The sequence below is a fragment of the Edwardsiella hoshinae NBRC 105699 = ATCC 33379 genome (assembly GCF_000474215.1).
GTDB classification, from domain to species: Bacteria; Pseudomonadota; Gammaproteobacteria; order Enterobacterales; family Enterobacteriaceae; genus Edwardsiella; species Edwardsiella hoshinae.
Window position 1 is genome coordinate 18,694 of sequence record NZ_BAUC01000035.1, and the last position, 14,239, is coordinate 32,932.

Annotated in this window: 14 protein-coding genes and 1 pseudogene; 9 read left to right on the forward strand and 6 right to left on the reverse strand. The window is 57.0% G+C overall.

Annotation, left to right across the window (positions count from 1 at the left end; translation table 11 throughout):
* The first annotated feature begins 3 nt into the window (after window positions 1–3).
* Window positions 4–1,422 (forward strand): FAD-dependent oxidoreductase, encoded by a 1,419-nt coding sequence (locus EHO01S_RS14050; RefSeq protein ID WP_024524555.1) that lies wholly within the window; start codon window positions 4–6, stop codon window positions 1,420–1,422.
* Between the two features lie 34 nt (window positions 1,423–1,456).
* Here the strand turns inward: EHO01S_RS14050 and EHO01S_RS14055 are convergent, their stop codons facing one another.
* Window positions 1,457–2,440: a LysR family transcriptional regulator gene (locus EHO01S_RS14055; RefSeq protein WP_024524556.1), complete on the reverse strand. Its 984-nt coding sequence runs from the start codon at window positions 2,438–2,440 to the stop codon at window positions 1,457–1,459.
* A gap of 385 nt (window positions 2,441–2,825) precedes the next feature.
* On the opposite strand from EHO01S_RS14055, the gene assT reads away from it, so the two are divergent.
* From assT to nanQ, 6 genes and pseudogenes are all read left to right on the forward strand, one after another.
* A complete protein-coding gene (gene assT, locus EHO01S_RS14060; RefSeq protein WP_024524557.1) occupies window positions 2,826–4,622 on the forward strand; it encodes an arylsulfate sulfotransferase AssT in 1,797 nt (598 codons plus the stop codon).
* A gap of 31 nt (window positions 4,623–4,653) precedes the next feature.
* A pseudogene (locus tag EHO01S_RS14065) lies at window positions 4,654–5,357 on the forward strand (thiol:disulfide interchange protein DsbA/DsbL).
* Window positions 5,358–5,372: 15 nt separating this feature from the next.
* Complete coding sequence (gene dsbI, locus EHO01S_RS14070) at window positions 5,373–6,074, forward strand: protein-disulfide oxidoreductase DsbI (protein ID WP_024524559.1); 702 nt, start codon at window positions 5,373–5,375, stop codon at window positions 6,072–6,074.
* 167 nt (window positions 6,075–6,241) lie between these two features.
* Window positions 6,242–6,949 (forward strand): N-acetylmannosamine-6-phosphate 2-epimerase, encoded by a 708-nt coding sequence (locus tag EHO01S_RS14075; protein WP_024524560.1) that lies wholly within the window; start codon window positions 6,242–6,244, stop codon window positions 6,947–6,949.
* Window positions 6,930–7,805 carry an N-acetylmannosamine kinase gene (gene nanK / locus EHO01S_RS14080; RefSeq protein WP_024524561.1) on the forward strand — a complete coding sequence of 292 codons (876 nt, stop codon included), beginning with the start codon at window positions 6,930–6,932 and terminating at the stop codon, window positions 7,803–7,805. Before EHO01S_RS14075 ends, nanK begins: the two co-directional genes overlap by 20 nt.
* Entirely contained in the window at window positions 7,802–8,281 is a 480-nt protein-coding gene (gene nanQ / locus EHO01S_RS14085; protein ID WP_024524562.1) for an N-acetylneuraminate anomerase, read from the forward strand. Before nanK ends, nanQ begins: the two co-directional genes overlap by 4 nt.
* Before the next feature lie 180 nt (window positions 8,282–8,461).
* Here the strand turns inward: nanQ and sspB are convergent, their stop codons facing one another.
* From sspB to zapE, 5 genes are all read right to left on the reverse strand, one after another.
* Entirely contained in the window at window positions 8,462–8,947 is a 486-nt protein-coding gene (gene sspB, locus EHO01S_RS14090; protein ID WP_024524563.1) for a ClpXP protease specificity-enhancing factor, read from the reverse strand.
* Between the two features lie 2 nt (window positions 8,948–8,949).
* Window positions 8,950–9,591: a stringent starvation protein SspA gene (gene sspA / locus EHO01S_RS14095; protein ID WP_024524564.1), complete on the reverse strand. Its 642-nt coding sequence runs from the start codon at window positions 9,589–9,591 to the stop codon at window positions 8,950–8,952.
* Between the two features lie 335 nt (window positions 9,592–9,926).
* Window positions 9,927–10,319, reverse strand: coding sequence for a 30S ribosomal protein S9 (gene rpsI, locus EHO01S_RS14100; protein WP_024524565.1), 393 nt, complete (start codon window positions 10,317–10,319; stop codon window positions 9,927–9,929).
* A gap of 14 nt (window positions 10,320–10,333) precedes the next feature.
* Complete coding sequence (rplM, locus tag EHO01S_RS14105) at window positions 10,334–10,762, reverse strand: 50S ribosomal protein L13 (RefSeq protein ID WP_005281730.1); 429 nt, start codon at window positions 10,760–10,762, stop codon at window positions 10,334–10,336.
* A gap of 261 nt (window positions 10,763–11,023) precedes the next feature.
* Entirely contained in the window at window positions 11,024–12,154 is a 1,131-nt protein-coding gene (gene zapE / locus EHO01S_RS14110) for a cell division protein ZapE (protein ID WP_024524566.1), read from the reverse strand.
* Between the two features lie 224 nt (window positions 12,155–12,378).
* Here zapE and zapG point away from each other — a divergent pair, with 224 nt between their 5' ends.
* Window positions 12,379–12,771 carry a Z-ring associated protein ZapG gene (zapG, locus tag EHO01S_RS14115; protein ID WP_005281726.1) on the forward strand — a complete coding sequence of 131 codons (393 nt, stop codon included), beginning with the start codon at window positions 12,379–12,381 and terminating at the stop codon, window positions 12,769–12,771.
* 142 nt (window positions 12,772–12,913) lie between these two features.
* A complete protein-coding gene (locus tag EHO01S_RS14120) occupies window positions 12,914–14,230 on the forward strand; it encodes a Do family serine endopeptidase (protein WP_024524567.1) in 1,317 nt (438 codons plus the stop codon).
* The last annotated feature ends 9 nt before the right edge of the window (window positions 14,231–14,239 follow it).

The window sequence follows — 14,239 nt, forward strand, 5'->3', positions numbered from 1 at the left end:
ACCATGAGTCAGAATGTTTATCAGTTTATTGACCTACAGCGCATCGATCCGCCAAAGAAGCCGCTGAAACAAAGGCAGGCCGAGTTTATCGAGATCTACGAACCATTCTCCGACAGCCAGGCACAGGCGCAGGCCGATCGCTGCCTCGCCTGTGGTAACCCCTATTGCGAGTGGCGTTGTCCGTTGCACAACTACATCCCCAACTGGCTGAAACTGGCCAACGAGGGACGTATCCACGAGGCGGCAACGCTAGCGCATCAAACCAATAGTCTGCCCGAGGTGTGTGGCCGAGTCTGCCCGCAGGACCGGTTGTGCGAAGGCGCCTGCACCCTGAACGGCGAGTTCGGTGCCGTCACCATCGGCAGCATCGAACGCTATCTGACCGATAGGGCGCTGGCCGAAGGCTGGCAGCCGGATCTCAGCGATGTTCAGCCAAGCGGTAAGCGCGTAGCGATCATCGGCGCGGGGCCTGCGGGGCTCGCCTGTGCCGACGTATTGGCCCGCTGCGGCGTCCAGGCCGAAGTCTTTGACCGCCATCCAGAGATCGGCGGTCTCCTGACTTTCGGTATCCCAGCCTTCAAGCTGGAGAAGCAGGTAATGGTACGCCGGCGCGAAATCTTCAGCGCCATGGGCATCCGGTTCCATCTGAATTGCGAAATAGGCCGTGATGTGGCGCTGGAACAACTCCTACAGGAATATGACGCCGTGTTTCTCGCGGTTGGCACCTACCGCGCCTTACCGGGCGGATTAGCCAATGAGGAGGCGCCGGGCGTACTCGCCGCCCTTCCCTATCTGATCGCCAACACACGCCACCTGATGGGCTATCCCGAAGAGGCACAAACGCCGTATGTCTCGATGCAAGCAAAACGCGTGGTGGTACTCGGTGGTGGCGATACCGCCATGGATTGCGTTCGTAGCGCCCTACGTCAAGGTGCGACCCAGGTGATCTGCGCCTACCGACGCGACGAGGCGAACATGCCCGGCTCACGCCGTGAGGTGAAGAATGCCCGCGAGGAAGGCGCCGAGTTCCGCTTCAACCTCCAGCCATTGGCTATCGAAACCAACACGGCCGGACGGGTATGTGGCGTACGCATGGCACAGACCGAACTGGGCGAAGCCGATGCGGCCGGACGACGCGCAGTGCGTATCATCCCTGGTTCAGAGGTGACGCTAGCGGCCGATGCGGTGCTCTTGGCATTCGGCTTCCGCCCACACGATCTCCCCTGGCTGGATGCGCATGATGTAGCGCGCGACGCGCAAGGACGCATCATCGCCGACACGCAGGGCGACTACCCCTACCAGACCAGTCACCCGCAGATCTTCGCTGGCGGTGATGCGGTACGCGGATCCGACCTGGTGGTGACAGCGATCGCCGAAGGGCGCCAGGCAGCCCAGGGTATTCTGGCCTACCTTGAGCAATAACACGTCGGTAAACGAGGCGGCCACACGCCGCCTCTCATCCTGGCGCGACGCACGCCGCGTCCGCCTCCCGCGTCATAGTCGAGCCTAACGCCTGCGCTTCGCCGGCGAAGCGTAGAAACAGATCGCGCAGCCACTGGATCGCCGGATCATGATGTACCCGATGATGCCAGATCAAACGGGTATAGAAACGGCCCGCGGCGACGGGATAGGGCAGGATCGTCAAGTTAGCCATCCCGGCGAAGTAACGGGCGGTTTGCAGCGGCAATGCCAAGACAAAGTCGGTCTGCGCCAGGATCATTGGTGCCGCTAGAAAGTAGGGCAGCGACATGGCGACGTCGTACTCCACCTGCGGGCCCGTCAACGGATGTCCTACCGCCGCTCCCGGCGTGCCGTCATGCAGGCTAATCTGTAGCCGGCGATAGGCATTGATCTGCGCCAAGTTCGGCGTCTCGCCGCGCCGCATCCGGTGCGCTAACGGGTGTTCCCGACGCACGAGGCAGACGATCTCCGTCTGGAAGAGGTTCGCCTCATGAAAATCCGCAGGTAGTTCGATCAAGGGGTAGATGGCCAGATCCATGCGACCGAACTTCAGGCTGGAGAACAGATCATCGCCAATCGGTAGGATCGCGATCCGCGCCTGAGGCGCTTGCTGAAACAATGCCTTCACCACGCGTGAGAAGATCATCCCGACACCGTTATCCACCGCCCCAAGCGTCAGCGTGCGTCGCAACGTCTGCGGATCGAACTGATAAGGTCTCGTCAGGTGATCCAAGGCTTGCAGCACACGCGTCACCTGCGGCATCAGTTCACGCGCTCGCGCGGTCGCCTGCATGCCATAGCCACCTTTGACAAACAGGGCATCCAGAAAGATGAGGCGTAACTTAGCCAATGCACGACTGGCCGCAGCCTGGCTCATTCCCATGCGCATCGCCGCTTGAGAAAGCGAGCCGGTTTCCGTCAACGCGCGAAATAACGCCAGCAGTTCACTATCCAGCGCTACATTATTCAGTTTACGCATGATCATTATCCGGAAATAAGTATTTATCTCCCTCTACAGATAACCTACTATCTTGACAAAAGAAATCCTTGCCGAATTAAATTACGTGATAACAGTCAAGTTATTATCATAACATGGTGCATCAACACGCTATTTTTATCAGTTATAAAAATATGCGTCAGCGTAATGCCCTTAATATTCATAAAATACATTCCCTGGCAAAACAATCATCGATGCAATGTAATAAATAGAATTCTTATATTATTTATTATCGCATGACTTATAACCTCGACACATGAAAGAAAGTAACGGGTTCCCTTTTTTAGGATACGACGGACGGCTGGCCCCCAACGCCTCACCGTCCTCTGATAATCAACATGGATTATTGCAACGTTAGGAGAACACTATGCTGCGTACCCCCCAAAGAGGCCTGATCGCTGCCGCCATCGCCTTAACCCTCGGCACCCTCTCCCTCAACCTGCACGCCGCAGGCATGCCGGCCGCCCCCGCCGTCGGTAACCTTGGCTCCGTCGTCGTCGATCCCTATGGTAACGCACCACTCACCGCCATCATCAACCTCAACGGACAGAGACTCTCCAATGTCAAAGTCACTGTACACGGTAAAGGGAAAAATGGCGTAGCGATCAGTTACCCGGTCGGCCAACAATCGCTCTTAACCTACGATGGCATTCCTATTTTCGGTCTGTATCAGAAACATGATAATAAAGTCAGTATCGAATATACCCAAGCAGGGAAAAATAATAAAGACGACTATATTATTCGAACATCCGCCATCGTAAATAAATATATGGATAACCGCTCATTCAGTGACTTACAATCCGTCAAGGCGGTGAAAGTCGCGACAGGATTTAAAGATCGTCTATACCTGGTTAATAGCCACACCTTTACACCACAAGGCTCAGATTTACACTGGAGTGGCGAGAAAGATAAAAACGCTGGCTTACTCGACGCCAATCCCGCCACGGGATCACTGCCTTTCGACATCGCGCCTTTTACTTTCATCGTCGATACTCAAGGTGAATACCGCTGGTGGCTCAGTCAAGATGCGCTGTATAACGGCCACGACGTGAACGTCAATAAACGCGGTTACTTGATGGGGATCCGCGCAACCCCACGCGGTACCTTCACCGCCGTGCAAGGACAACACTGGTACGAGTTCGATATGCTGGGACAGGTGCTAAATGACCACCGCCTGCCGCGCGGCTATCTGGATGCCACCCACGAGTCGCTAGAAACGCCGCAAGGCACCGTGTTGCTACGTGTCGGTAAGCGCAACTATCTGCGCGAAGACGGTCAGCGGGTACATACCATACGCGACCATATCTTAGAGGTCGATAAATCGGGGCGAGTCGTCGACGTCTGGGATCTCACCCGGATCCTCGATCCACTACGCGACAGTCTGCTCGGTGCCCTCGATGCCGGTGCGGTGTGTGTTAACGTCGATCTAAATCACGCCGGTCAGCAAGCGAAGTTAGAACCGGATACCCCATTCGGTGACGCGTTGGGCGTCGGCCCGGGTCGCAACTGGGCTCACGTCAACTCCATCGCCTACGACCCCAAAGACGACAGCATCATCCTCTCCTCCCGCCATCAAGGGGTCGTCAAGATCGGGCGAGACAAGCAAGTGAAGTGGATCCTGGCACCGTCCGAGGGCTGGAACGAAAAGTTGTCTACCAAGCTGCTTAAGCCAGTCGATGAGAAGAACAAACCGCTGAACTGTAATACCAAGGGCGTCTGTGAAAACAGCGACTTCGACTTCGTCTATACCCAGCACACCGCCTGGCTGTCGCCCAAGGGAACGCTGACGGTATTCGACAACGGCGACGGGCGTCATCTGGAGCAACCGGCACTGCCCACCATGAAATACTCACGCATCGTCGAATACAAGATCGATGAGAAAAACATGACGGTGCAGCAGGTCTGGGAATACGGCAAAGATCGTGGCTACGCGTGGTACAACCCGATCACCTCGATCGTTGAATATCAACCGGATCGCGACACCATGTTCAGCTTCGGCGGTTCCACCAATCTGTTCGAAGCGGGCCAACCGACTATCGGGCGCTTAAACGAGATCGATCACAAGACCAAAGAGGTCAAGGTCGAGTTGGATGTCCTGTCCGATAAACCCAACCAGACACATTATCGTGCGCTACCCATCCGTCCGCAGGAGCTGTTCCAGTAATACTGCTGCGTACGCTCGAGTGGGCGTACGCGTGTCATCTCTATCAGGAAAGGAGTATCCATCATGTGTTTCACTCTGGCTAACAAGTCATTCAACATGTTGCTCGCTTGCGCCCTACTAGCCAGTTCCTTCGCCGCCAGCGCCTTCAGTGAGGGAACCGATTATATGCTACTGGAAAAACCGATCCCCAATGCACAGGGCACCTTAATCAAGGTGTTTAGCTACGACTGCCCTTTCTGCTACAAGTACGACAAGGCAGTGACCGGGCCGGTGGCGGAGAAAGTGAAGGCAGTGGTACGCTTCGAACCCTATCACCTGGACACCAAAGGTGTCTATGGCCCACAGGCGAGCGACGTGTTCGCCGTCCTGATCAACAAGGATCGCGCCGCCGGTCTCTCTCTCTTTGACGATACCTCCCGGTTCAAGAAGGCCAAGTTTGCCTACTATGCCGCCTATCACGACAAGAAAGAGCGTTGGGGGGATGGCAAAGATCCCGCCGCCTTCATTCAGACCGGACTCCAGGCCGCAGGGCTGAGCCAAGCCGAACTGGAGCAGGGACGTCACGATCCGGCGGTACAGAAGACCCTCGCCGCCTGGAAAAACGCCGCCTATGACGTTGCCAAGATCCAAGGAGTCCCCGCCTACGTCGTCAACGGTAAATATCTGATCATGACCAAGAACATCAAGTCCATCGACTCAATGGCCGCGCTGGTCAACGAGTTAGCCGCCAAGTAGCCTAAGGAGGGACGCATGTTGGCAACACTCTGGCATGATCTACGCCGCAATCCAGTGGCGACCTTAGTTCGCTGGCAGGAGCAGCGTTTCCTGTGGCTACTGATGGCCTTGGCAATGGGTGGCCTGGTCGTCCTGGCACACGCCTTCTTTCAGATCTACCTCTACATGGCGCCCTGCGAGCAGTGTGTCTACATCCGCTTTGCTATGCTGGTGATGGTGCTGGGTGGCGTAGTCGCGGCCATCAATCCTCGTAACCTGTTACTGAAGCTGTTTGGCTGTCTCGCTGCTTTCTACGGTAGCTGGATCGGCATGGGATATTCCATCAAACTGAATGCGATCCACCACGCAGTACACAGTCCCGACGCCCTATTCGGCGTACAGGGCTGCTCGGCCGAGCCCAGCTTTCCCTTCGGGCTACCGTTGGCCAACTGGTCCCCCTCTTGGTTTAAGCCAACTGGAGACTGCGGCTACGATGCGCCGATGGTTCCCCAAGGCATCACCTTAGACAGCGTGCAACGCTGGTTTATCGATATGTATGTCCAGGCCGATGGCTGGTATCTGCTCCCTTCCATCAAGCTAATGAATATGGCCCAAGCCTGTTTCCTGGCTTTTGCACTCTGTTTCGTGCTGTTGACGATCATGGCCTTTGCCTGGGGGATCCATCTGTGGCGTACGCATAGTGCGACAGCCAGCCACACGCCCTTTCCCCCGCGCTAACCTAGCGGCGGAGTGTTACTCCGCCGTTTACCTCCCGACTGAATGAGGCTCACCGATGATAGTTTGATGCGACTCACGCTTCCCTGCATTTTATCTTGATGGAGTATTACTCCGTAACATAAATTGATATGGAGTAGAATTTACACATATCATTAAGGTGAGGGTCTATGTCCGTATTCGCCACACTACAGCAAAACATCCAGCGCAACGGCGCGTTAATTGTCTCCTGTCAGCCAGTTCCGAACAGCCCGATGGATCGCCCGGAAATCGTCGCTGCCATGGCTAGTGCCGCGGTGCAAGCCGGGGCCGCCGCCCTGCGTATCGAAGGGATCGCCAACCTGCAAGCCGTACGTGCCTGCGTCAACGTGCCGATCATCGGCATCCTCAAGCGTGATCTGGATGACTGCCCAGTGCGCATCACTCCGTTGTTGGCGGATGTTGATGCTTTGGCTCAGGCCGGTGCCGACATCATTGCCTTCGATGGTACGCTACGTACGCGTCCGGTTAGCCGCGAGGCATTGTTAGAACGGGTTCATGCGCACGGCTGTCTGGCGATGGCCGACTGTTCTAACCTGGAGGATGGCCTTGACTGCCAGCGACTCGGCTGCAATCTGATCGGCACCACGCTCTCCGGCTACACCGCCGCACCGACGCCTTGTGAGCCGGATCTGGCGCTGGTCGCCGCCCTGAGCGACGCGGGATGTCGGGTTATCGCCGAGGGGCGTTATAACACCCCGGCGCAAGCTGCCCAGGCACTCGCACAGGGCGCCTGGGCAGTCACCGTTGGTTCGGCCATCACCCGCATCGAACACATCTGTCAGTGGTACTGTCAGGCTCTATTAGCGGAGGCACAACATGACTATTCTGGCCATTGATCTGGGCGGAACCAAACTGGCCAGCGCCCTGGTTAACACTGCCGGGGAGCTCAGCGATCGCAGGGAGGTGGCGACACCAGGCAACGGCGATCCCCGCGCCCTGGAGCAGGTATTAAGCCAGGTACTGGCTCACTACCATGGGCGGGCGCAACAGGTGGCCGTCGCCTCCACCGGGATCATCCACCGCGGGGTGCTAACTGCCCTAAATCCCGCTAACCTCGGCGGCCTGAACCGCTTCCCGTTACAAGCCTGTATTGAGCGCCTCAGTGGTTTATCCTGCCAACTACTGAACGATGCGCAAGCCGCCGCCTGGGCGGAATATCTCGCGCTGACACCCGCTGGGCAAGACATGGCCTTCATCACCGTCTCGACAGGCGTCGGCGGCGGCCTCGTTCTCGATGGTCGGCTACAAGTTGGCCGTGGCGACTTCGCGGGTCATCTCGGCCATACCTTGGCCGATCCGGCTGGACCGCGTTGCGGTTGCGGTCGCATCGGCTGCGTTGAAGCCATCGCCTCTGGCCGTGCCATCGCCACGGCGGCGCAAGGGATGCTGGCCGGGTTGGATGCCCGGGCCATTTTCCAACACGCCGAGGCGGGCGACGCACAAGCACGGCGTCTGATCGATCACTCCGCCCAAGCCATCGCACAGTTGGTCGCTAACTTGCGTGCCAGTCTGGACATTCAGTGTGTAGTACTCGGCGGCAGCGTCGGGCTAGCGTCCGGTTATCTGGGGCAGGTTCAGCATCATCTGCGGCAAATGCCACGGGCTTACCACGCTCCGCTCTGCCTGGCGCGCCATCGGCGTGATGCCGGGTTGATCGGCGCAGCACTCTGGAGCAGGAGGGAAACAGCATGATATTCGGACATCTCGATGACTTACCCCAACGCGGCGATCTGCCCCACGCCATCCGCCAAGCCTTGCAATGGGCACTAGATGCCGGCGTCCAGCAGCTCGCGGACGGCCACTACCCGCTCGACGGCGAGCGAATATATATGAACGTCATGACGCTAACGCCGCAGGCAGCAGCCGACAAACAAGGTGAACTACACCGCGACTACCTGGATCTGCAATTACTCATGCAGGGGGAGGAGCGTATCGATTTCGCCTTAGCGGGGCAGGCGCGCGATTGCCAGCCCTACCAGACCGAGGGGGACTATCAACTCTGCGACACCCTGACACATCCCCAGAGTCTCTATCTAACACCAGGCATGTTTGCGATCTTTCTACCTGGCGAGCCCCATAAACCCGGCTGCCTTGGCCATGCCTCAGACCCGATTCGGAAAGTCGTGATTAAACTCCATCGCGACTGTCTCAAGGAAGAGAGTAGATAACGGTAGTACGGTGGCGGGTCCCCGAGATCGCCTCAGCCGGGAAATCCGGCCGCCATCCTCTTTGACGTGTGATCGCTCCGCGCCCCCCTTGCGGGGCATCACACTTTTTTATCTACTTACCGCTACGCATAAAAAAACCGGGAGCCGAGCCCCCGGTTTCTGCGCGATGACGCGCGAGCGTTACTTCACCACCCGCAACGCCGGACGACCTCGCGGTGGCGGTGGGGGCTCATCGCCGCCCTCATCGTCTTCACCCGACGGACGTTCCCCCTCGATCAGGGTCATCGCCGGCTCCTCGTCCTGCGCTGTCGTCTGCGACAACTCAGCATCACGATCATAGGCCACTTCCGGTTCGAACATGGTGCCCGCCCCATTTTCACGCGCATAGATCGCCATTACCGCAGCCATTGGCACATAGACCTGGCGCGGCACCCCGCCGAAGCGCGCATTAAAACGTACCGCATCATCGGCCAACTCTAACGCACCGACGGCACGAGGAGCGATATTCAGCACGATCTGGCCGTCACGGGCATACTCCATCGGTACCATCACGCCAGCACAGTTCACATCCACCACCAGATGCGGCGTCAATTGGTTATCAAGCAACCAATCGTAAAAGGCACGCAGCAGGAAGGGACGGCGCGGAGACATTTGCGACAGTTCCATCATCAGCCTCGGGTGTGCAGACGCATCTCACGCTCTGCCTCAGTCAGGGAAGCGAGGAAAGCATCGCGTTCAAAGACGCGCGTCATGTAGCCTTTCAGCTCCTTGGCACCGGCACCGCTCAGCTCAATACCCAACACCGGCAGGCGCCACAACAGCGGAGCCAAATAGCAATCGACCAAGCTGAATTCATCGCTCATGAAGAACGGCTTCTGGGCGAAGACCGGCGCAATGGCCAGCAACTCTTCGCGCAGCTGTTTACGTGCGGCCTCGGCCTCTTGCGCACTGCCTTGTTCGATCTTGTACAACAGCGAGTACCAATCACGCTCGATCTGATGCATGAACAGACGGCTCTCACCACGCGCCACCGGATAAACCGGCATCAACGGCGGATGCGGGAAACGCTCATCCAGGTACTCCATGATGATTCGGGATTCATACAGCGTCAGCTCGCGGTCAACCAACGTCGGGACCGTACGGTAAGGGTTGAGGTCAATCAGATCCTGCGGCAGATTATCCATCTCTACCTGCTCGATCTCGACGCTGACACCTTTCTCAGCCAGGACAATACGTACTTGATGGCTAAAAATGTCGGTCGGCCCAGAAAACAGCGTCATTACCGAACGTTTGTTGGCAGCGACAGCCATGAAAACCTCCAAGTTTATCTAGAAAACGGTATGAACAGATGCGCCTCAAGCTCCACACTGCGTGACGCGCAACACCCGTTGCACAATGACGCACACCAAAAGGTTGGGTAGTGAAAACATTAACTTACCCAGGCCTGCGGCGCTCAAAATTTATACGTTGCAACAGGATATAAATGTGTAGGCTAGTTTACCAGAAATTGGCGTACTTGTGGGGGGTTGATAGTGATTTCATGGATAAAATGCTTTACAGCAGCGAGAAATAGCGCTAGCTGCAATAAAAAAACCCGGCAAAGCCGGGTTTTTTAGCATTAAGGATCTGCCGAAGCAGAAAACCATTAACGCTTGGAGAACTGCGGACGACGACGTGCTTTACGCAGACCGACTTTCTTACGTTCAACCTGACGAGCGTCACGGGTGACGAAGCCAGCTTTACGCAGTTCAGCGCGCAGAGTTTCATCGTACTCCATCAGAGCGCGGGTGATACCATGACGGATCGCACCGGCCTGACCAGAGATACCACCACCTTTAACAGTGATGTACAGATCCAATTTCTCAACCATGTCGACCAGTTCCAGCGGCTGACGAACTACCATGCGGGCAGTTTCGCGACCGAAGTACTGTTCCAGAGAACGCTGGTTGATAACGATTTTACCGCTACCCGGTTTGATAAATACGCGAGCGGCGGAGCTTTTGCGGCGACCAGTGCCGTAGTATTGATTTTCAGCCATTGCCTATATCCCGATTAAATGTCCAGAACCTGCGGTTGCTGCGCCGCGTGATTGTGCTCGTTGCCCGCGTAAACTTTCAGTTTACGGAACATTGCACGACCCAGCGGGCCTTTCGGCAGCATGCCTTTAACCGCGATTTCAATTACACGCTCAGGATGGCGAGCAATCATCTCTTCAAAGGTCGCTTCTTTGATACCACCGATGTGGCCAGTGTGGTGGAAATACTTCTTGTCCAGACGCTTATTGCCGGTTACAGCAACTTTTTCTGCGTTCAGAACGATGATGTAATCACCAGTATCCACATGCGGGGTATACTCCGCCTTATGCTTGCCGCGCAGGCGACGAGCCAGTTCAGTTGCCAGACGGCCTAAAGTTTTGCCGGTAGCATCAACAACATACCAGTCGCGTTTTACGGTTTCTGGTTTAGCTGTAAAAGTTTTCATTAAAAGCTTACCCAATTTTTAGTTACACGTTGGTGAACACAACGCTTCGATTTTTAGTGTTGAGGTTCACACGACCATCGTCCAGCAAACCTACCCCTTCGAATAGCCATGCCGGCACATAAAGTTTTTGGGAAAAAAACTTTGTTGTAACGTGGGGTCGCGAGATTATAGAGAAGTCAGCTTGAAAGATCGATCGCTTTTTCGCGCTGCTGACGTAATTTCTTACCCGCGGCGGCGGGCACAACGCGTGTGCGGGTCTCTTTAGGCACGATGGGGCAGACGCAGATAGTCCTCACTCTGCATTTCCTGTAGGCGCGACAGGCAACGCTGATACTCAAACTTCAGACGCTCGCCGCGATACAGCGTAAACATGTCGCACTCCGCGCTGATGATCAGCTTGACGCGTCGCTCGTAAAACTCATCCACCAGCGCCAGAAAACGCCGCGCGCTCTCCTCATGCTCGCTATCCATCGCCTTAACCCGGTGCAGCAGCACAGTATGATACGTCTGTGCTAACAGCATGTAATCCAGCTGACTTCGCGCCGCCTCGCACAACGCCGAAAAATCCAAGGCGATCACCCCATCGGCTCGACACAGCACCGGTAAGGCGTGATGATTGATCTCCAATGAACCGCCCTTTTCCCCCTCTTGACCGGACAGGCGCAGAAACAATGCCGCCATCGCACGCTCACTCGCCGCCCCCAGCGGCGTCAGATAAAGATGGGCCTGGGTCAGGGTACGCAGGCGATAGTCGACCCCACCATCCACATTCAATACCCGACAATGGCGTTGGAGCAGAGTGATAGCCGGTAGGAAACGGCTACGCTGCAAACCGTTATGGTAGAGCTGATCCGGCATGACATTCGAGGTGGCGACCAACGTGATACCGCGGGCAAACAGTGCCTGGAGCAATGTACCAAGCAACATGGCATCACCAATATCGGAGACGAAAAACTCGTCAAAACATAAGACGTCGGCTTGGCGCTTAAACTCCTCCGCCACCAACAGTAACGGATTCTCTTGCCCTTGCTTAGTCGCCAGCGATGCCTGCACGCGTCGCATAAAGTGGTGGAAATGCAGCCGCAGCTTGCGCTCCCCGGGTAAGGCCGCGAAAAACAGATCCATCATCCACGTTTTCCCTCGCCCAACACCGCCCCACAGATACAATCCCGCGATCGGCGCACATGGCGGCACGCCACCTAAGCAACGCGGCAACCGCTGGCGCCAACCTGGCGCCGCGCTCTCCCGCCAACGTGACACCCATTGCTGATGGATCGCTTCCAACGCCTCCATGGCCTGACGCTGGGCGGCATCAGCCTGATAGTCGCCAGCAACCAGCGCCGCACGATAGCGTTGTAGAGGGGTAGCACACAGTAAAGAGGAGGCTGACATCGCGACACGATCCTTGAGCTGGGTGGCGAGGAGCTCGCCCGACTGTACGCAGACGTCGGCGTCCACGCTTCGGTTACGCATAACCATAGGCAAAATGGTTACGGGATTCCACTCCGATGAGGTTAGCGGTTATAGTGTGGGTATCGGTAAGATGTCACCCGGATTCTCTTCTCCGGTAATCTCGCCCTCAGGCGAGCAGGATCGTTTAGACAATAGGAGTCATTATGACTTGGGAGTATGCGCTTATTGGTTTAGTTGTCGGCCTCATCATTGGGGCGTTGGCAATGCGCTTCGGCAACCGCAAACTGCGTCAACAGCAGGCGCTGCAAGATGAGTTAGAAAAGAGTAAAACCGATCTTGATCAGTACCGCCAGGAGCTCGTCAACCACTTCGCCCGCAGCGCAGAGTTGCTCGACAATATGGCGAAAGACTATCGCCAGTTGTATCAACATATGGCCACCAGCTCGAACAACCTACTGCCGGACATGCCTGCGCACGATAATCCATTCCGTTATCGTCTGACCGAGGCAGATAACGATCAGGCACCGGTCGAGATCCCGCCGCGCGACTATTCTGAGGGAGCCTCCGGTCTACTGCGCGCCGATCGCCACGATTAAGCGCGTTACCGCGCCGTCACACGGCGCGGATCAGGCGGCGGCGGGTTCTTCCGCCACACCGCACGATGTCTCAGGCGGCGCGGCGCCGTTACGCGTCCGCTCGCCCTCCCGCTTCTTCCGTCGTTGATTGTAGGATGGTGCCATGACCCGCAGTTTCTCTCCACTTCTTCGCACGCTCGCCCTCAGTCTAGGGCTCTCGCTGGCTACCTCACCTCTTGCCCAAGCCTCGTTACCGAGCGCGGTGAACGGTCAGCCTCTCCCCAGCCTGGCGCCGATGTTGGCCCACGTCCTGCCGGCGGTCGTCAACATCTACGTCGGCAGCGATCAGCCTACAGGCCGCGGTCACACACGAGCCGTGGAAGCGATCGGCTCCGGGGTAATCATCAATGCGGCTAAAGGCTACGTCCTGACCAATAATCATGTCATCGATGCCGCTCGTCACATCCGAGTGCAATTGGAGGACGGACGCGAATATTCGGCACGCTTGGTCGGCCGTGACGCCGCCTCGGATATTGCCCTGTTGCAATTGCGCAACGCCCATAATCTGACAGAGATTAAGCTGGCCGACTCCGATCGACTGCGGGTCGGTGATTTTGCCGTCGCCGTCGGTAATCCTTTTGGTCTGGGGCAAACAGCGACCGCCGGTATCATCTCGGCGCTGGGGCGCAGCGGATTACAACGCGAGGGGTTGGAGAACTTCATTCAGACGGACGCCTCGATCAACAGCGGCAACTCTGGCGGCGCACTGCTCAACCTGAAAGGCGAATTAGTGGGGATTAACACCGCCATTCTGGCGCCCGCTGGGGGCAACATCGGCATCGGGTTCGCCATCCCCAGCAATATGGCGCGTAACCTGAGCGACCAGTTGATCAAATATGGAGAGGTAAGACGCGGAGTGCTAGGCATTCGCGGACGCGATATGACGGCAGATCTGGCCAAGGCCTTTAATCTGGCAACCCCGCGCGGCACCTTTGTCAACGAAGTGTTACCCAAGTCAGCCGCCGCCAAGGCCGGTATTCATGCTGGGGATATTCTGCTCTCACTCAATGGCACGCCGATCAGTAGTTTCGCCGAACTGCGTGCCAAGATTGGCTCCCTCGCCCCAGGCACTACGCTCCACATCGGACTATTGCGCAACGGTAAGCCATTGAATGTCAGCGTAACCCTAGACAACCGCCGTCAAGCCAGCGTCGCGGGGGAAAACCTCACGCCGGCACTCCAGGGAACAACCCTCAGTGCGGGGCATGTCGCCGGAACCGCAGGAGTCCTGATCGATACCCTAGAGAAAGGCTCGCCGGCAGCCCAGGTCGGGCTACACAAGACGGATCTGATCATCGGCGTTAACCGTATACGAACCCCGACGCTCCAGGCATTACGCAAGGCGCTAGCGGGCGATCCCCCAGTGATCGCTTTGCATGTCATACGCGATGGTCAGCTGATGTACCTCTTGGTGCGTTGATACGCTGAT